This is a genomic window from Actinomycetota bacterium (assembly GCA_030776625.1).
Taxonomy (GTDB): domain Bacteria; phylum Actinomycetota; class CADDZG01; order CADDZG01; family WHSQ01; genus MB1-2.
Window position 1 is genome coordinate 97,881 of record JALYHL010000004.1, and the last position, 17,644, is coordinate 115,524.

Sequence of the window (17,644 nt, forward strand, 5' to 3'; positions counted from 1 at the left end):
CTGCTGTAAGTCGCGTGATCGGCGTCAGAAGCCGAGCTTCGATAGACGTCCGGCGAGCTGGGTCGCGTTCTCGACGCCGAGACGTTTCCGCAAACGAGCGAGTCGTCGGTACACGCTTCTCTTAGTCATGTGGAGCTCGGCCGCGATCGCATCCGCTGATTCGCCCCGTGCGGCGAGCCGAGCGACCCGCTCTTCTTCGTCCGTCAGCCCTAAGGCCGCAGTTCCTTCTTCGAGCAACGAGGTCGCCTCGTCGGGCATCAAAGGCACCAACAACATGTCCACGCCGCGATCACTCCAGCGCGGCGGGACTCGCCGCGGTGGCATCAGAACCCAAACGAAGTCCTCATCCACGGAAGAAGACGACCTCCATCTGACCTCCGCTGGGAGCCGTCTCACGCCCGTCCGGGCAGTTTCCGTTCTCGATCTCCACCATCACGTAGTCGGTCGCGGGAAGAATCTTGACCTTGTCACTCTGACCTCCGCAGAAAATCGTCGGATCGCCGAGCGTGCGTTGGTCGTGTTCCCATTGCACTATCCGAACAAGAACGTCGCTTCCGGACTCGTCGTGGATGGAGACGCTGACGAAGCGATCGCCGGGCTGCGTCTCGAACCAGGCGCAGCCTTCTCCGTCAACGAAGCACCTGTGTCGAGGATCGACCCGCGGCCTGACAACCGGCATCTGGTAAGGCGAGCTCGCGCTATGCGAGACCTCGTCGTGCGACTGCCGCAACGGGTCAGCCCTTACCCCACCGCGAGCTCGTTCGTTCTCGAGCTGTCGTGGAGCTGAATCGGAAGATCCAGATGGACCGACGCGAGGCGAGTTCGGAGACCCATGTCCGCGGAGACTCTCGCTGCCACTACCCGGCGCCGAACCTTCGTTCCGACCCTCAGCGCGCTCGCGTCGGTCCTCGTGCATCTCGAGCCGTTCCTGAGACTCCGGATCGCGTGAATCCCGCCCGTCCGTCCGGTCGGCTGGTTGTAGCCGCTTCTCGGCCTCGAGATACGTCCCGACGGAGCCGAACCATGCGCCGGCGATCGTAGCGGCGAACAAGGCAACAACGGCGATGCGTGTGATCAATACGCGACGGCGCCTACTCGATGCGCCGCGCATCACGTCTGCTAAAGCCGTGTCGACATCGTCATTCAGTGATTCTCCAAGGACGACCACGCGGGTGCGGATCTCGCCGTCAACCAACATCGAGCTGACTTTCCTTCAGGACCGTCGCCAACTTCTTCCTCGCCTTATGGAGATGTACCCGCACGGTTGATTCGGAGCAGTCGAGGATCCGCGCGATCTCCGCCGACGGCCGATCCTCGAAGTAGAAGAGAGCGACCGCGGCGCGCTGCGTGGGCGGGAGCTCTTTGACCGCTTCCTGGACCTCCCAGATGACTGAGTCGACGATGTGCGTGGATTCCGGCGCCGGCGTTAGCAGGTCGTGAAGTCGACGGCGACGGACGAGCTGGATGGCGAGTCGAACCGCGACGTGGCGCACCCATGCATCAGGGCGATCGTAGGTCGACACCTTCTTCCAGTACCGAAAGAGGCGGATGAATGCCTCCTGGGTGACGTCACGGGCGCTCTCGCGGTCGCCTACGATCAGGAAGGCCGTGCGTAGAACGCTTTGGTACTCGCCGCGAAAGAACCAGGAGTACTCCTCCTCGAGACGTTTACCAATTCGGCCCCCGCTCACGGGATTCATACTTAGCTACATCACCTAACCGGCAGATATGTTTACTGTGGTTACAAGTTGGCCGGTTCAACCGTTGCCCTTCAGCTAATCTCGACGCGAGGTCTCGCAGGCTGGAGGAGAGCTAGGTTGGGCGTTAGGTGTGGGAGCGCGAGCCCGCCATGCCCTCGGCCGCACCGATCAACACGACTGCTGCTATCACCGCAACGATGAACCCAAGGAAGTTCAGCTCGAAGATGTCGCCCGTGCCGAGCAGGTTCGCGATGACTCCCCCGATGACGGACCCCACGAGGCCCAGCAATAGGGTCATGACGACGCTCAGGTGCTGGCGCCCAGGCTTGATCAAACGTGCCAGTGCACCGATCACGAGGCCGGCGACGATGAATCCGATCATTGACCGCTCCTTCCGCGAGGTTGAGTTTCGGGGTGGGCCTACCCGATACGCCCCAACGTACTCTTTTGAGAGAGCGTGCGTCGCTACGCGCTCAGGCGCTCCGTGAGGAGGTCGCGCAGCAGGACCAGCGCTCGCCGGTGCAGCTGACAGATCCGCGACTCGGTGACCCCCAGATCGCGCCCGATCTCAGCCAACCGTCTTCCACGGTAGTAGTGCTCCCGGATCACAAGCCGCTCGCGCTCTGGAAGCATCCGCAGCGCCTCCACGACCTCTGCATGGTCCGCCTCGAGCAGTAGCGCGTCCGGCACCTGGACCGCATCGGGGTCCGTCAGGCAGTCCTCGAGCCTTGTGCCCACCGGCGTGCGGGCCGTCTGGAAGTCGACCGGGATCACCTTCTCGATCACACGGCTCGACGCCTCGCCAGCGCGTCGTGGCAGCCAGTTGAGGCTGCGGATCCCGTCGCTCATAGCCCCGCGTATCCGCCGGGACCCGTAGGTCTCGAAGCGGTTGCCCAACTCCGGACGGAACTTGTCCACCGCGTCCATGAGCCCCAGAACCCCGAAGCTATAGATGTCGGGCCGGTTCGAGTCCGGCACAGACCGAGCAACCCTCCCGGCCAAGAACTCGACCACGGGCAGGTAGTGACAGATCAGTTGCTGCCGCACCCGGGCGTCGCCCGAGGCGCGCCAACGCGCCCACAGCTGGTCCAGCTCCGCTTGATCCAGTCCCCTGTCCATCGTCTCCCCGTGGTTCAATCGTTGACTCATTGCTCAAGCTCAACGATGGTGTCACCTGGAAAAGGGCCAGCGCAATCCCCAATCCGGTCAATCGCGACACCCTTTAAGGGCGAAAATCCGGGCTGGAGCGCGAAAAGAGGCGGCCGAGATCGCTCTCGACCGCCTCTCGCTCCGGGGGCGGGACTCGAACCCGCAACCCTCCGGTTAACAGCCGGATGCTCTGCCTGATTGAGCTACCCCGGAATGAGAAGGTGCATCTTAGAACGGGTTTCAGCGGGAGGTTGGAGCCCGTCCTGAGCGGGCATACGAGAGGAAACAGCAAACCGACCTCGGGAGGGATCGAGCATGCGTGGGCGACTAGGACTGTTCATCGGGTTTGGAGCGGGCTACGTTCTCGGTGCCAAGGCGGGCACCGAGCGCTATGACCAGCTCCGCCGTCTCTACGACAACCTCGTTGCCTCCCCCACCGTCCAGTCCGCGACGGGCAAGGCGAGGGACGCCGTAGAAACAGGGATCGGCCAGGCCAAGGAGAAGGCATCAGAAGGCGTAACGAAGGTTTCGGGCGCCGTGAAGGAGCGGCGTTCCGGCGACGGGGACGGCTACCCCGCGAACCTTTCCGTGGCGCCGCCGCCGGCGCACTGAAGACCTACTCCAGGTAGTCGCGCAGCTTCTGGCTGCGCGAGGGGTGCCGCAGCTTCGACAGCGTCTTCGACTCGATCTGCCTGATCCGCTCGCGCGTCACGCCGAACTTCTTACCCACGTCCTCCAAGGTCCGGGGCTGCCCGTCGACGAGACCGAAGCGCAGGCGGATGACCTCCTTCTCGCGCTCCGACAGCGTGTGGAGCACCGACTCGAGCTGTTCCTGCAGGAGCTTGAACGACGCGCGCTCTAGAGGAATCGGGGCGTCCGCGTCCTCTATGAAGTCACCGAGGTTGGAGTCCTCTTCCTCCCCGACCGGCGTCTCCAGCGAGACCGGCTCCTGCGAGATCTTCTGGATCTCGCGCACCTTCTTGGGTGACAACTCCATCTGTTCGGCTATCTCGTCCGCGGTCGGCTCGCGTCCGAGGTCTTGGAGCAGCTGACGCTGGATCCGCACCAGCTTGTTGATGGTCTCGACCATGTGCACCGGTATACGGATCGTCCGAGCCTGGTCGGCGATAGCGCGAGTGATCGCTTGTCGTATCCACCACGTCGCGTACGTGGAGAACTTGTAACCCTTCGTGTAGTCGAACTTCTCTACGGCGCGGATGAGCCCGAGGTTCCCTTCCTGGATCAGGTCCAAGAACGCCATTCCTCGGCCGACGTAACGCTTCGCGATCGAGACCACGAGTCGGAGGTTCGCCTCGACCAGATGCCGTTTGGCCATAGCGCCGTCGCGACGCGTCATTCGGAGCTCGAAGGCGTCGTCATCGGACAGCCGCCCGTTCGCCTCGAGCTTCTCTTCGGCTATGAGGCCAGACTCGATCCTCTTCGCGAGCGAGACCTCTTCCTGAGCCGTCAGGAGCGCGACCCTACCGATCTCCTTCAGGTACATCCGGACCGGATCGTTCGTCGGGGCCTTGAGCGCCATGTCGACCTCGCGCCGCGCTCGCACGCGATCCTCATCGGCGTCGGGTGCGGGATCCTCGGCCTCTTCGTCTTCTTCCTCCCCGATCGCCTCGTCCTCGACGACATCTACGTTCAGCTCGATCAACCGCTGATAGACGGCGTCCGTGTCATCGGGCGTGAGGTCTAGGACCGACAGCTTCTCGGCCAGGTCGGCGGCGGTGATGCTGCCCTCTTGCTTCGCGTTGCGAACGATCTTTTCGACCTCGACCTGCGCAGGCGAGACCTCGGTCAGCATGGCCGCCGCCTGAGGCTCCTCCACGGAGGCCTCGCGGGTGGTCGTAGGCGGCTGCGGCATCACACCACCTCCTGGAGGCTTCTCAAGAGGTCACGCCGTTTCGCCTCCAGATGAACCAGCTCGGTAAAGAGCGCATCGTGCCTCTCTGCCTCCTCTAAAGGATTCACGTCCTGCAAAGTCTCGCGTCTGCGTTTTATCTCACGCTCGATCGCGAAGACCTTCAGGCGAACGAAGACCTCCTGCATCTCCTCGTCCGCTTCTTCGTCAACGGCTTCCGCAGCCGCGACCGATAGCTCGGTGTAGAGAGCGAGAGCCTCAGGCGAAAGCCGCTGGGCCACTTGCGAGCCCATAGGTGCCGCAGCACGCGCAGCGGAAAGAGCCTCGCGGAGCAGCTCGCGACGCGCCGGTGACGTGAAGTCCGATTCGTCGATATCGGTGATCCAGGGCTTGGTCTCTCTGGTCTTCGTTAAAAGCAACTGAAGCGCCTCTCGTTCCACCTTCACATGACCAGGCAAACGGCGGTCTCGCTCCCTGCCGGTGGCCCCCCCAGTCGCCACCGAAGGACCTGAACGTCGCTCTGTCAGCGCCCGCTGCACGGCCTCCGGCTCGACCCCGATCCGTCTCGCGATCATGAACGCATACTCATGTCTCGCTATCGGATCCGGGTGCCACCCTAGCACCTGCACTGCCTCTCGAACCGCCCGTGACCGCGCTTCGGGAGTGTCCATCGGCAGCTTTGCAAGCGTTTGGTCGAGCTTGAATTCCAGCAATGGTTGGCCGGCTTCGACGACCTTCGCGATGCCTTCGGCACCTTCACTCGCAACCACCTCGGCCGGGTCGCGACCCGGCGGCAGCGGAGCGACGAGAACCTCGAGACCTATGCGGTGGTGCAGGCCGAAGCCGCGCTCGGTCGCGCTCTTGCCTGCGTTATCCGAGTCGAACATCAACACCGCTCGGTCCGAGAATTTCTTCAGTAACTCGAAGTGCGTTTCACCGAGGGCAGTCCCGTTCGTCGCCACCGCCTGCGTCAGGCCGGCCTCGTGCAGTGCGATCACGTCCGTGTATCCCTCCACGACGATCGCATGGCTTCGCGCGATCGACGACTTCGCGCGGTTCAAGCCGTACATCACGCGCGACTTCGAGAACAACGGGGTGTCGCCAGTATTCAAGTACTTCGGCTGCTGGTCCCCCAGCGCCCGGGCACCGAAAGCAACCACGTCATCCTGGAGACTCCAGGTCGGGAAGATGATCCTCTGACGGAAGGCGTCGAAGAGGCGGCCGTCCCGCTCGCTTACCCGGCCGAGGTCCGCTTGGACGATCTCGTCCTGCTTGAAACCCTTGTCGAGAAGGTGCCTGCAGAGTAAGTCTCGCCCCGGGGCGTACCCCAGCCGCCACCTTTCTGCTATCTCCTTACCGAACCCCCGGCCGGAGAGATAGGTGCGGGCCGGGCCCGCATCGGGCGAGTCCATGAGGGCCCCATGGAAGAACTCCGCGGCGGCCTCGTTCGCCTCGACGAGCCGGCGCTTGAGCCCGTGCGCCCGGACCTGGCCGGGGCTTTGGTCCTCGTAGTGCAGGTCGTAGTTGAACCTCTTCGCCAGCCACTCGACGGCTTCGGGGAACGGAAGGTTCTCGACCTTCTGGACGAAGTGGTAGACGTTGCCGCCCTCTCCGCACCCGAAACAGAAGAACAGGTTCTTCGCGGAGTCGACGGTGAACGACGGCGTTTTCTCGGAGTGGAAGGGACAGAGGCCTTTGAAGGTGTGGCCGCCCGAGCGCTTGAGGTGCGAGTACGACGAGATGACCTCGACGATGCCCGCCTTGTCGCGCAGGAGGTCGATGTCGTCTTCTTTGATCTTCGCCATGCTTCCCTTTACCTAGACGCCCTTACCTACACGCCCTGACCGAGGCGCGTTGCGACAACGTGCGGGGAAGCAACGTCATCCTAAGGCTCCCGCCCCCACCCACGGCGGAGCCGATCCAGTGACTTTCTCGAAAGCTCGCAGCGCGAAACGATCCGTCATGCCGGCGACGTAGTCGACCGCCGCGACACGCGGGTCCTCGTCGCCGGCCGCGGCGGCCGCCTGATGCTCCAGGAGCACCGTCAGGATCTGCTGGACCGCGGCGCGGGTCTCGGCCCCGACCCGGCCGACGTAGACCCTGTCGAACAGGAACTCCCTCGTCGTTCCCATCGCCGCGAACACGTCGCCGCTCATCTGGATCTGAGCCTGCCCGGTGGAGGCCTCGACAAGGTCGCCGACCATCTTCCTGATCCGCTCGTGGTGCGTCGCCCCGAGCACTTCGAGCGTCTGCGCCGGCAGATCCTCTTCCTTCAGGATCCCGGCCCTCGTCGCGTCGTCGATGTCGTGGTTGAGATAGGCGATCCGGTCGGCGAACCGGGCGATCTGACCCTCGAGCGTCCCAGGCATCGTCGGCATCGACCAGGTGTGGTTGGCGATCCCGTCGCGGACCTCCCACGTCAGGTTCAGGGCCTCGAGGACCTCGACTATCCGGACCGACTGCAGGTTGTGCCTGAAGCCCGGCATGAAAGCGGCCACAACCTCCTCCCCGAGGTGACCGAAAGGAGTATGTCCCAGGTCGTGCCCGAGGCAGATCGCTTCGACGAGGTCTTCGTTGAGTCGCAGAGCACGAGCGATGGTCCGCGCCACCTGAGTGACCTCGAGCGTATGGGTCAGCCGGACCCGGTAGTGGTCGCCCTCGGGTGCCAGGAACACCTGCGTCTTATGAGCCAGCCGCCGGAACGCCTTGGAGTGCACGATGCGGTCGCGGTCACGCTGGAAGGAGGTGCGCATCTCATCTTCTAGCTCCAGATCCTCGCGGCCTTTGCTGGTTCGAGCGAGACACGCGAGCGCCGAAAGAGTGGCCGCCTCCAGATCCTCGATGCGTTCCCGGACGGCGATGCTCATCGCCTCGAAGCTAGCACCCACATGCGACGGCTTTTACGGCGTTTTGCCAGACGCCTTCTGCTCCCGCGGTCCCCGGCGCCAGCCTCTCCACCCGATGATCCAGCGTCATGTGGTGCCGGGCTATCTGTGCCCGACCGCCGGCTGATTACTTCGAGGAGGTCTGCGCGGCCCCCAGAACCGCTTGAGCGGCGGCGAGGCGCGCGGTCGGGACCCGGAAGGGCGAGCAGGACACGTAATGGAGGCCGAGCCCGTGACAGAACACCACCGAATCGGGATCTCCCCCATGCTCGCCGCAGATGCCGAAGTGCATCTTCGGATTCGCGGCCCGGCCCTCCTCCACCGCGAACCGCATCAAGCGGCCCACGCCCGGCTCGTCGATCGTGGCGAACGGGTTCGAAGGAACGAGCTTCCGCTCCTCGTACAGACCCAGGAACTTGCCGATGTCATCGCGCGAGAAGCCGAAGGCGGTCTGCGATAGGTCGTTCGTGCCGAAGGAGAAGAAGTCGGCATGCTCTGCGATCTCGCCCGCGGTCAGAGCCGCGCGCGGCAGCTCGATCATCGTTCCGAACTCGATGTGCAGCTTCACGCCGGCCTTCTTCACGATGTTCTTCGCCACCGGCTCGAGCTCGTCGCGCATCTGGCGCAGCTCCTCTGCTGTTGCTACCAGCGGGATCATGATCTCGGGCCGCGGGTCCAGCCCCTTCTTCTTCAGCTGGACGGCGGCCTCCGCGATGGCCTGGACCTGCATCGCGTACAGCCCGGGCTTGATGATCCCCAGCCTCACGCCGCGGAGGCCCAGCATCGGATTCGCCTCGTGCAGATCACGAACCTTCGCCAGGAGCTCCTTGCGCTCCGCGAGCGCCTTCTTGCTCATCTTCTTCGCGCCGGCCTCCGCGAGTGCCACCTCGACCTCGAGGTCCACGTGGTTCGGGAGGAACTCGTGAAGTGGCGGGTCCAGCAAGCGAACGGTCACGGGGAAACCGTCCATCGCCTTGAAGATGCCGACGAAGTCCCTGCGTTGCAGCGGGAGCAGAGCCTTGTAGGCCTGTTTCTCCTCGTCGGCGTCCGAGGCGAAGATCATCTTTCGAACCTGAGCCACGCGTTCTTCGCCCATGAACATGTGCTCGGTTCGACAGAGCCCGATCCCCTCGGCGCCGCGAGCGCGCGCGTTTCGAGCTTGCTCAGGCGTGTCGGCGTTCGCCCGCACCCGTAGCTTGCGCTTGCGCTCCATGAACGCGTCGATCTCTTCGTACGCCTGCCACAGCTTTGCTTTCCTTGCCCTCTTGTTGCCCATCATCGCGGCGTCGATCGGTGACGGCTCGGTCTCCAGCTGTCCGAGATAAACCGTGCCTTGGGTCCCGTCGATCGTGATCCAGTCACCCTCGCCGACGACGGTGCCTCCGACCGTGAACCGCTTCCCCTTCGGGTCCATCCGGATCGCGTCCGCGCCACACACCGCGGGGATCCCCTCGCCGCGCGCCACAACCGCCGCGTGCGAGTTCGTCCCTCCGGCGGAGGTGAGGATGCCCTGCGACGCAATCATCCCGTGGTAGTCGTCGGGGTTCGTCTCGCGGCGGGCGAGGATGACCTTCTCGTTGCGCTCAGCCCACTTCGACGCGTCCTCCGCGGTGAACACCACCCGGCCGACGGCGGCACCAGGAGAGGCATTCAGCCCCCGTGCGAGCGGCTCCTTGCCCTTGATCGCCTCGGGCTTGATGCTCGGCTTGAAGAGCTCGTCGAGCTTCCCGGCAGTGACGCGGTCTTGTGCTGCCGTCTTCACCTTGATGAAGCCCTCGTCGATCATGTCCTTCGCGATCACCCACTCCGCGATGGCGGTGCGCTTCCCGACGCGGGTCTGAAGGAGCCACAGCTTCCCCTGCTCGACTGTGAACTCGATGTCGCACATGTCCTTGAAGCGTCTCTCCAGCTTGTCCATGTGCTTCTGTAGCTCTTTCCACGCCTGCGGCTGGAGGTCACCCATCTGTTGCAGCGGGACGGTGTTGCGGATGCCGGCGACGACGTCTTCTCCCTGCGCGTTCTGCAGGTAGTCGCCGTACGGCCTCTTCTCCCCCGTCGAAGGATCACGCGTGAAGGCGACGCCGGTTCCGCTGTCCTCGCCTCTGTTCCCGAAGACCATCGCCTGTACGTTCACCGCCGTGCCCAGGGCGTCGGAGATCTTGTTGCGCCTCCGGTAGTCCTGAGCCCTCTTGTTGTCCCACGACCTGAACACGGCCTCGATCGCGAGGTGCAGCTGCTCGGTCGGATCCTGCGGGAAGTCACGCTCGGTCTCTTTCCTGACGATGCTCTTGAAGGTCTTCACGAGCGCCCGGAGGTCGGGCGCTCCGAGGTCCACGTCATTCGTGACCTTCTTTCGGTGCTTGATCTCGTCGAGCGCCTCTTCGAACAGATCACCGTCCACACCCATGACGGTCTTGCCGAACATCTGGACCAAGCGCCGGTACGAGTCCCAGGCGAAACGCTCCGAACCCGTCTGTTGAGCGAGCCCGTCCACGCTCTCGTCGTTCAAGCCGACGTTCAAGACGGTGTCCATCATCCCCGGCATCGAGAACGGCGCGCCGGAACGGACGGACACGAGCAACGGATCGCGAGGGTCGCCGAGCTGGCGGCCCATCGCCTCTTCCAACCCCTTGCGGTGTTCCGCGACTTCGTCCAGAAGACCCTCCGGAAACCTTTGGCCCGCGTAGCGGTACGCGTTGCAGGCCTCGGTAGTGATCGTGAAGCCGGGAGGAACCGGGAGGCCGAGCTTCGTCATCTCCGCCAGGTTGGCGCCCTTGCCGCCCAGCAGGTTCTTTTGAGAGGCGTCTCCTTCGCTGAAGTCATAGACCCACTTCGTCACGACGTGACCCCCTTCGTCTTAATGACCGCCCTCGGGCTCGTCGAGGTCGACGTCCACCTTCTGATCGTCGGCGCCTAGGTCAACTTCGACCCTCCCGCGGTGACCGTGCGGGTCGTAGATGTTGAGGTGCCAGGTCCCCTCGACCAGATGGAACTGATAATTGCCTTCGTCGTCGACGACGACCTGCGTAACGTGGTCCCCCGTCGCGTTGTGCACCTCGACCGTCGCGAGCTTCGCGGGGCCGGAGCCGTGGACGCTCACGCGCCCAGATAATTTGGGCATGTCTAGAACCTCTCTCGTACGAACTCCACTACGGCGTCGATCCCTATCCGCTTCTGTTCCATCGTGTCCCGCTCGCGCACGGTCACCTGCTGGTCTTCCAGCGTCTCGAAGTCGACGGTGACGCAGAAGGGTGTTCCGATCTCGTCCTGGCGGCGGTAGCGCTTGCCGATCGCTTGAGTGATGTCGATGTCGGTGGCGAAGTGCGGCCGGATCTGCGCAGCAACCCTCTCCGCAACCGGAACGAGGTCCGCGTGCTTCGACAGAGGCAGTACCGCGACCTTGATCGGAGCAAGACGCTTGTCGAGCTTCAGGACGGTCCGTTTCTCCATCTTGCCGGTTGCGGTCGGCGCTTCGTCTTCCGCGTAGGCGTCGATCAGGAACGCCATCAGCGGACGCTCCACGCCCACCGACGGCTCGATGACATAGGGGATGTAGCGCTCGTCGGTGTCGGGGTCGAAGTAGGAGAGGTCCTCACCGGAATGCTCGGCGTGCGCCTTCAGGTCGAAGTCGGTGCGGTTCGCGATCCCCTCGATCTCCGACCATCCCATCCCGGGGAAGTTGTATTCGATGTCGTAGGTACGTTTCGCATAGTGGGAGAGCTCGTCCGCCTCGTGCTCGCGCAGCCTCAGGTTCTCGGCCTTCATCCCCAGGTCGGTGTACCAGCTCATCCGTAGATCCAGCCAGTACTCATGCCATTCGTCGTCAGTTCCCGGCTTCACGAAGAATTCGATCTCCATCTGCTCGAACTCGCGGGTCCGGAAGACGAAGTTGCCGGGCGTGATCTCATTGCGGAACGACTTGCCCTGCTGGGCGATCCCGAACGGGATCCGCTTCCGTGATGTCTGCTGCACGGTTTTGAAGTCGACGAACATCCCCTGGGCCGTCTCGGGGCGCAGGTACACCGCGTTAGCGGAGTCCTCCACCGGGCCCATATGGGTCTTGAACATCAGGTTGAACTGCCGCGGCTCCGTCCAGACGGGACCCTGGCCGCAGTCTCTACAGGCCTTCGAGAGATCGATGTGGTCCGCGCGGAAGCGGTGATGGCAGTTGGTGCATTCGACCAGAGGGTCGGTGAAGGTAGCTACGTGGCCCGAAGCCTCCCACACCTTCGGTGACATCAGGATCGAGCTCTCGAGGCCGACGACATCGCCACGCAGGTGGACCATGGAATGCCACCACTGGGCCTTGATGTTGCGCTTCAGCTCGATCCCCAGCGGGCCCCAGTCCCAGGCCGAGCGCAGGCCGCCGTAGATCTCGCTGGACTGGAAGACGATGCCGCGCCTCTTGCAGAGGTTGACGATCGTGTCGATGGTGGGCTCCGCCATGCGGGCATGATAGTCGGCATGACTTCTGCAACCGGCGGCCGTGCGCGGCCTCAGGAGGGTCCGCGATAGACGGCGTGCTCGGTCTCCTCGTCGTCTTCGGCCTCATCCTCTTGCACGGGTTCTTCGTCGCGGGCGAATTCGGGATCGTCGCGATCGACCGCAACAAGGTGGAGCAGCTGGCATCGCAAGGCGACCGCCGCGCGAAGAGCGCTCTCCTTGCTTTGAAGTCGTTGTCGTTCCAGCTCTCGGGCGCCCAACTGGGCATCACGATCACATCCCTGCTGGTCGGGTTCCTGATCGAGCCGGCGGTCGCGCCCGCGTTGGAACCGTTGATCGAAGCGGTGGGATTACCGCAGAGTTCTGCACTGGGAGTCTCGGTGGGGCTGGGACTCGCGCTCGCGACGGCGTTCGAGATGGTGGTCGCCGAGCTGATCCCCAAGAACCTCGCGATCGCCCGTCCCGAGGCCGTGACCTTCGCCCTCGCGACGCCGTTCCGGCTGAGTAACGCCGCTATGAAGCCGTTCATCTTGCTGTTCAACTCCGCGGCGAACTGGACCGTTCGGCTCGTGGGGATCGAACCGCAGGAGGAGCTGTCAGGGGTCCAATCACTCGAAGAGCTGCAGGTCCTGATCCGGTCGTCGCGCGAGGGCGGTGCGATCGACGAGGAGGAGTTCTCTCTTCTCGCCCGCTCGATCACCTTCGGCGACAAGGTGTGCGCAGACGCGCTGACCCCGCGGGTGTCGGTGACGTCGATACCGCGCGACGCCACGGTCGGCGACCTTCGGAAGCTGGCTCTGGAGACGGGCCATTCTCGTTTCCCGGTGACGGACGAAGGCATCGACGACATCATCGGTGTGGTCCACGTCAAAGACAGCTACGCGATCCCTGCCGAGCGACGGGATGCGACGCCTATCGCCCAGATCGTTCGCCAGCCACTGGTGGTGCCGGAGTCGCGCGACCTCGCATCGCTCCTCGTCGAGATGCGGCGGGATCGTCAGCAACTCGTGATCGTCGTCGACGAGTACGGCGGCACCGCCGGGATCATCAGCCTCGAGGATCTCCTGGAAGAGATCGTCGGCGAGATCGAAGACGAATACGACCCCCGCACCGGCTCCACGTCGCGCCTTACCGACCCGCCGTCCGGGATCCACGTCGTGCCCGGGACCATGCGCGCTCCCGAGCTCTTCGAGACGACGGGGTTCCGGCTCCCCGACGGCGACTACGACACACTCGCCGGCCTGTTGTTGACGTTGTTCGACCGAGTGCCATCACAGGGTGACCACGTCTCTTACGAGGGGTGGGAGTTCAAGGTCGTAGAGATGGAGCGCAACCGGATCGCGCGGGTCCTCGTCGTGGCGCCGCCCTCTACGGAGGACCGCTGATGGCGATGCCACTGGTGGTCGCGATCCTGCTGCTCCTCGCGAACGGGTTCTTCGTCGGAGCAGAGTTCGGGCTGATCGCGGCCCGGCGGTCCAAGATCGAGCAGCTGGCAGAAGGGGGCGACCGCAAGGCGAAGCTGGCTCTTCGGTCGGTGCGGGAGCTGTCCTTCATGCTGGCGGGGGCGCAGTTGGGGATCACGATGGCATCGCTCGGGCTCGGCGCGATAGCCGAGCCCGCCGTCGCTCGGCTGATCGAGAGCGGGCTGCACGGCGTCATTCATGTGACGCCCGGGGTCTTGCACACGATCTCGTTCGTGATCGCTCTGTCGATCGTCGTGTTCCTGCACATGGTCGTGGGCGAGATGGCGCCGAAGAACATCGCAATCGCGAAGCCCGAAGGGACCGCACTCTGGGTAGCGGCTCCCTTCCGCTTCTATACGACGCTGTTCCGGCCGTTCATCCACCTGTTGAACGGGCTGGCCAACGGAGGGGTCCGGCTGCTTGGCGTCGAGCCGCAGGAAGAGGCCCGCTCCGTCCACACGAGCGACGAGATCGGCTTGATGATCGCGGAGTCGGCCCGAGGCGGCGCCATCGACAAGTTCGAGCACCGCCTCTTGCAGGGCGCTATCCAGTTCTCGGAGCGCGACGCGGCCTCGGTGATGGTTCCTCGCACGGACGTCATCGCGGTTCCGTTGGACGTCACACCTGAGGAGCTCGAGAAGGTCATCGTCGAGAGCGGGCACTCGCGGCTCCCGGTGTATGCGGAAGACCTGGACCACGTCGTCGGCTTCTTCCACGCGAAGGACCTCCTGAAGGTGCGCGACGACGAACGGCAGCGACCACTCGCGCGGCGGCTGATCCGTCAGATGCTCGTTGTCCCCGAGTCCCGCCACCTGCATCCGCTGCTGCTGGATATGAGACGTGAGCGTCGACACTTCGCGCTGGTCGTCGAGGAGCATGGAGGGACCGCCGGGATCGTGACGCTCGAAGACCTCCTAGAGGAGCTGGTCGGCGAGATCAGGGACGAGCACGATGCCGGGGAGCTCGGCATCGTCCACCTCGACGAGGGTCGCTACTGCATCCCGGGGGTGCTCCGGATCGACGAGGCCGAACGCGTACTGGGGATCGACCTGCCGGAGGGTGAATACGAGACGGTTGCCGGGTTCCTCATGGACAAGCTCGGGCGCATCCCGAAGCGGCGCGACCGCGTCTCGCACGATGGCTGGCGGCTAACCGTCAGCTCGATGCAGCGGCGGCGGGTGGAACAAGTGATCGTGGAGCGCGCCGAGCGCGTAGAGCACCAGGGGCGCTAGAGCTTCGGTCCACCCGTGTTGGTGACGTAATACGTCTGCGGGGCGGCGTCTTTGAACTTCGAGGCGAAGGTGATGTGCAGACGGCCGTCGGGCCCGATGTCGAGCTGCAGGAAGTCCCACAGCTGCCGCCCCAGTGGCCCGAGCGCTACGGGCGTCTCAGTGGGCACGCGGCTCTCGTAGATCCTCGGGCGCTTGGTGTCTGCCTTGGGGATGACCGCCGCGTGCAGGTACCAAGGAGCGTCTTCTGGAAGCTCGTCCTGATAGGCCGCCAGCGGTAGATCGATCCCGCCGTAGAGGGTCGTTCCTCCCGTCGCGGCCCTGAGGAACCGTTGGGCCACGTTCGCCTTCTTCGTCGTCGGGGTCTGGTACCAGGCAAGGCCCACGCCACCGTCACCGTCGGCCGTGATCCACGGGAAGGTTGCGCAGCCAGGGCCGCTGCTCGCCTTGATCGGGTCGCTCCACGACTTGCCGTTGTTCGACGAGTAGGCGTAGTAGACGTCGCAGCCTTCCTTGTCGTAGGTCGACCACGTGACGTATCCCGTGCCGGCCGCGTCCACCGCAGCGGCGCCGGTGAAGATCGGGCTGAAGCCGCCGCTGCGCTGCGGCCTGGTTACGACCGCCTCCGTGAAGGTCTTGCCCTGATCGGTCGACACCGAAGACGTCAGCAACTCGGAGCCCTGGCCGTCAGCGTTCGTCCCGGCGACCCACAACGTGCCCGTCTTGCGGTCGGCCGCGATGTGGCCCGGGAAGTACGGCTGCCCGGTGATCTTGCCGTCCCATGACAGGGGGCCGAAGGTCGACCAGGTCTTGCCGCCGTCGGTCGAGCGGTACACCTCGGTGTGGCTGACGTGGTTCACGTACAGGTAAAGCCCTTTCTCGCTCCAGGCGATCCAGGGGCGATCGTCGAAGCCGGGGATCACTCCGCTCGTCGGGAGCGTGTACTCCCACTTCTGGCCGTGGTCACTCCACTTGCTGATCAAGAGGCCGGGGATGTAGGTGTCGACGAAGTAGACGTTGCCCTCGTCGTCTACGGCGAGGTCCCCCTCGGCGCCGATGCCCCACTCGCGGACGTGCCCCGGAGACTCCATCTCGGTGAACTTCTTGCCGTCGGTCGACCTCCACACTGGAGAGGAGGCAGCGAGGCAGCAGGTGCCTGCGATGTAGACGACGCCTTTCTTGTCCACCTGGAGGACCGGCTCCCCGGACCATTCGTGGTCGCTGGGGGGCTTGCCGCTACGGGAGTCGTAGACGCGGCTGACGGCGGTCCGGAGCGGCGAGAACGATTCCAGGGCAACGGGCTCGGCGAACCGCAGTTGGTCGGCGGAGGAAGAGCCGCCTCGGGCGGGCTTCGCCGATGCCGTCGCGCTCGCGCCGACAAGCAAGGAGATAACCAAGACGATCGTGAGCGTCCGAGCGATGCGCATGTGCAGAAGCCTCCCGGGGGGTGTGGTCCTGCACGAGATTTCGCCCGGAAGCTCCCGATTCCTCCCTCGCTCCGTGGCCGATGGCTCCTCCGTTAGCCTCTCAGGCGTGAACATCGACCGCATGCGCGACGCCCGTCCGTACTTCCTGCGTGGAGCGGTGTTCGGCCTTATCGCGCTCGTCGCGCTCGTGTGGCGTTCCGGCTACGAAGACGACGTCTTCACCGGTGAGTTCACGACAGAGGACGGCTTCCAGCTCCTGGCCGCCTTCGTCTTCCTCGTGTCGGGGGTGATCGCGGTCAGGGGCGCCGCCAAGGGCGCCAGGATGGCTCTTCGCTCGCACGAGGACGATCCACGAGGGGCTCCGGTCAGCTTCATCGTGTCGGTCATCGGCTACCTCGTGGTCGTCTATTCCGTGGTCAAGCTCCTGGGCGGTGACCTGGGCGGACTGCTGCTTGGAGGCGCACTTACCGGCGTGGTCGTCGGTATCGCGGCGCAGCAGACGCTGGGGAACTTCTTCGCCGGGATCGTCCTGCTCCTGGTGCGGCCGTTCGCCGTCGGCGAATACGTCGTGCTGAAGGGAGCGACCTTGGGCGGCGAGTACGAGGGCGTGGTCGTCGAGATGAGCATGTTCTACGTCCACCTGAGCACCGAGCGCGGGGCGGTAGCTCTGCCGAACGCCGGCGTGCTGGCGGCCGCGGTCGGCCCCGGCGCCCGGAGCGCCGACGAGGACGACGACAACGACGCCGACAAGGAAGACAAGGAACCGCCGTCGAGCCCCGCCCACGGCGGCCCCGCCACGAGCTCCCCGACCCCTGCGGGCTAGCCGGCCGAAGAGCGGCTACAGGGAGCCGAAGCGGCGGTGGCGGGCCGCGTAGTCCTCTAGCGCCTCCCACAGCGCGTGGCGATCGAAGTCCGGCCACAGCGTCTCGGTGAAGTAGAGCTCGGCGTAGGCCGATTGCCACAGCAGGAAGTTCGACAGGCGCATCTCGCCCGACGTGCGGATCAGCAGGTCAACGTCGGGAACGTCCGGCGCATAGAGATGGTCGGCTATGGGCCCCTTTGCAGCCGCGTCCTCCAGCTCGGCGCGGCCGCCGTAGTTGAAGCACACCATCAGATCCATGCGCTGGTTGTGGGCGGTGGCGGCCTCCGCGGCGTCGAACTCGTCGAGCACCTCTTGCGGAACGGGATCGCGACGCCCGATGCGCCGGATGCGGACGCCGCGCTCGTTCATGTCGTCGCGCCGCTGGCGAAGGAGCTTCCGGTTGAACCCGAGGAGGAAGTCCACCTCGTCTTCTGGCCGGGACCAGTTCTCGGTGGAGAACGCGAACACCGACAGGTACCGCACCCCCGCCTCGATCGCGCCCTCGACCACGTCGAACAGGGCCTTCTCCCCCATCTCGTGGCCCTTGCTGCGCGACAGGCCGCGGGCCTCGGCCCAGCGCCCGTTGCCGTCCATGATGATGGCTACGTGCGCCGGC

At 64.8% G+C, this 17,644-nt stretch carries 17 protein-coding genes and 1 tRNA gene; 4 read left to right on the plus strand and 14 right to left on the minus strand.

All coding sequences use genetic code 11. From position 1 onward, the window contains the following. Window positions 1–24 precede the first annotated feature (24 nt). From M3N53_08025 to M3N53_08050, 6 genes are all read right to left on the minus strand, one after another. Window positions 25–351, minus strand: coding sequence for a LuxR C-terminal-related transcriptional regulator (locus M3N53_08025; protein MDP9068275.1), 327 nt, complete (start codon window positions 349–351; stop codon window positions 25–27). Continuing rightward, a complete protein-coding gene (locus M3N53_08030) occupies window positions 344–1,198 on the minus strand; it encodes a hypothetical protein (protein ID MDP9068276.1) in 855 nt (284 codons plus the stop codon). The genes M3N53_08025 and M3N53_08030 overlap by 8 nt, the downstream gene beginning before the upstream one ends. Then, window positions 1,188–1,700, minus strand: coding sequence for a SigE family RNA polymerase sigma factor (locus M3N53_08035; GenBank protein ID MDP9068277.1), 513 nt, complete (start codon window positions 1,698–1,700; stop codon window positions 1,188–1,190). Before M3N53_08035 ends, M3N53_08030 begins: the two co-directional genes overlap by 11 nt. 124 nt (window positions 1,701–1,824) lie before the next feature. Then, on the minus strand, window positions 1,825–2,082 hold the full coding sequence (locus tag M3N53_08040) for a GlsB/YeaQ/YmgE family stress response membrane protein (GenBank protein MDP9068278.1): 258 nt from the start codon (window positions 2,080–2,082) through the stop codon (window positions 1,825–1,827). A gap of 83 nt (window positions 2,083–2,165) precedes the next feature. Continuing rightward, window positions 2,166–2,849, minus strand: coding sequence for a sigma-70 family RNA polymerase sigma factor (locus M3N53_08045; protein MDP9068279.1), 684 nt, complete (start codon window positions 2,847–2,849; stop codon window positions 2,166–2,168). A 139-nt stretch (window positions 2,850–2,988) separates the two neighbouring features. Beyond that, window positions 2,989–3,062, minus strand: a tRNA-Asn gene (locus M3N53_08050). Window positions 3,063–3,164: 102 nt separating this feature from the next. Between M3N53_08050 and M3N53_08055 the strand changes: the two genes are divergently transcribed. Next, window positions 3,165–3,461, plus strand: a complete 297-nt coding sequence (locus M3N53_08055; protein ID MDP9068280.1) for a hypothetical protein — start codon at window positions 3,165–3,167, stop codon at window positions 3,459–3,461. 4 nt (window positions 3,462–3,465) lie between these two features. Here M3N53_08055 and rpoD read toward each other — a convergent pair whose 3' ends face one another. The 6 genes from rpoD to M3N53_08085 form a co-directional block, all read right to left on the minus strand. Further along, a complete protein-coding gene (rpoD, locus tag M3N53_08060) occupies window positions 3,466–4,662 on the minus strand; it encodes an RNA polymerase sigma factor RpoD (GenBank protein ID MDP9068281.1) in 1,197 nt (398 codons plus the stop codon). A gap of 59 nt (window positions 4,663–4,721) precedes the next feature. Continuing rightward, window positions 4,722–6,524 carry a DNA primase gene (gene dnaG / locus M3N53_08065; GenBank protein MDP9068282.1) on the minus strand — a complete coding sequence of 601 codons (1,803 nt, stop codon included), beginning with the start codon at window positions 6,522–6,524 and terminating at the stop codon, window positions 4,722–4,724. Window positions 6,525–6,599: 75 nt separating this feature from the next. Next, window positions 6,600–7,580, minus strand: coding sequence for a deoxyguanosinetriphosphate triphosphohydrolase (locus M3N53_08070; GenBank protein MDP9068283.1), 981 nt, complete (start codon window positions 7,578–7,580; stop codon window positions 6,600–6,602). A gap of 151 nt (window positions 7,581–7,731) precedes the next feature. Further along, entirely contained in the window at window positions 7,732–10,443 is a 2,712-nt protein-coding gene (gene ppdK / locus M3N53_08075; protein ID MDP9068284.1) for a pyruvate, phosphate dikinase, read from the minus strand. An 18-nt stretch (window positions 10,444–10,461) separates the two neighbouring features. After that, window positions 10,462–10,725: a carboxypeptidase-like regulatory domain-containing protein gene (locus M3N53_08080; GenBank protein ID MDP9068285.1), complete on the minus strand. Its 264-nt coding sequence runs from the start codon at window positions 10,723–10,725 to the stop codon at window positions 10,462–10,464. Between the two features lie 2 nt (window positions 10,726–10,727). Further along, window positions 10,728–12,050: a glycine--tRNA ligase gene (locus M3N53_08085; protein ID MDP9068286.1), complete on the minus strand. Its 1,323-nt coding sequence runs from the start codon at window positions 12,048–12,050 to the stop codon at window positions 10,728–10,730. A gap of 74 nt (window positions 12,051–12,124) precedes the next feature. On the opposite strand from M3N53_08085, the gene M3N53_08090 reads away from it, so the two are divergent. Continuing rightward, window positions 12,125–13,432 (plus strand): hemolysin family protein, encoded by a 1,308-nt coding sequence (locus M3N53_08090; GenBank protein MDP9068287.1) that lies wholly within the window; start codon window positions 12,125–12,127, stop codon window positions 13,430–13,432. Then, window positions 13,432–14,742 carry a hemolysin family protein gene (locus M3N53_08095; GenBank protein MDP9068288.1) on the plus strand — a complete coding sequence of 437 codons (1,311 nt, stop codon included), beginning with the start codon at window positions 13,432–13,434 and terminating at the stop codon, window positions 14,740–14,742. Before M3N53_08090 ends, M3N53_08095 begins: the two co-directional genes overlap by 1 nt. Here the strand turns inward: M3N53_08095 and M3N53_08100 are convergent. Next, on the minus strand, window positions 14,739–16,166 hold the full coding sequence (locus tag M3N53_08100) for a hypothetical protein (GenBank protein MDP9068289.1): 1,428 nt from the start codon (window positions 16,164–16,166) through the stop codon (window positions 14,739–14,741). The genes M3N53_08095 and M3N53_08100 overlap by 4 nt on opposite strands. Before the next feature lie 106 nt (window positions 16,167–16,272). Between M3N53_08100 and M3N53_08105 the strand changes: the two genes are divergently transcribed. Next, complete coding sequence (locus tag M3N53_08105) at window positions 16,273–16,989, plus strand: mechanosensitive ion channel family protein (GenBank protein MDP9068290.1); 717 nt, start codon at window positions 16,273–16,275, stop codon at window positions 16,987–16,989. A gap of 15 nt (window positions 16,990–17,004) precedes the next feature. Here M3N53_08105 and uppS read toward each other — a convergent pair whose 3' ends face one another. Next, complete coding sequence (gene uppS, locus M3N53_08110) at window positions 17,005–17,622, minus strand: polyprenyl diphosphate synthase (GenBank protein MDP9068291.1); 618 nt, start codon at window positions 17,620–17,622, stop codon at window positions 17,005–17,007. Between the last annotated feature and the right edge of the window lie 22 nt (window positions 17,623–17,644).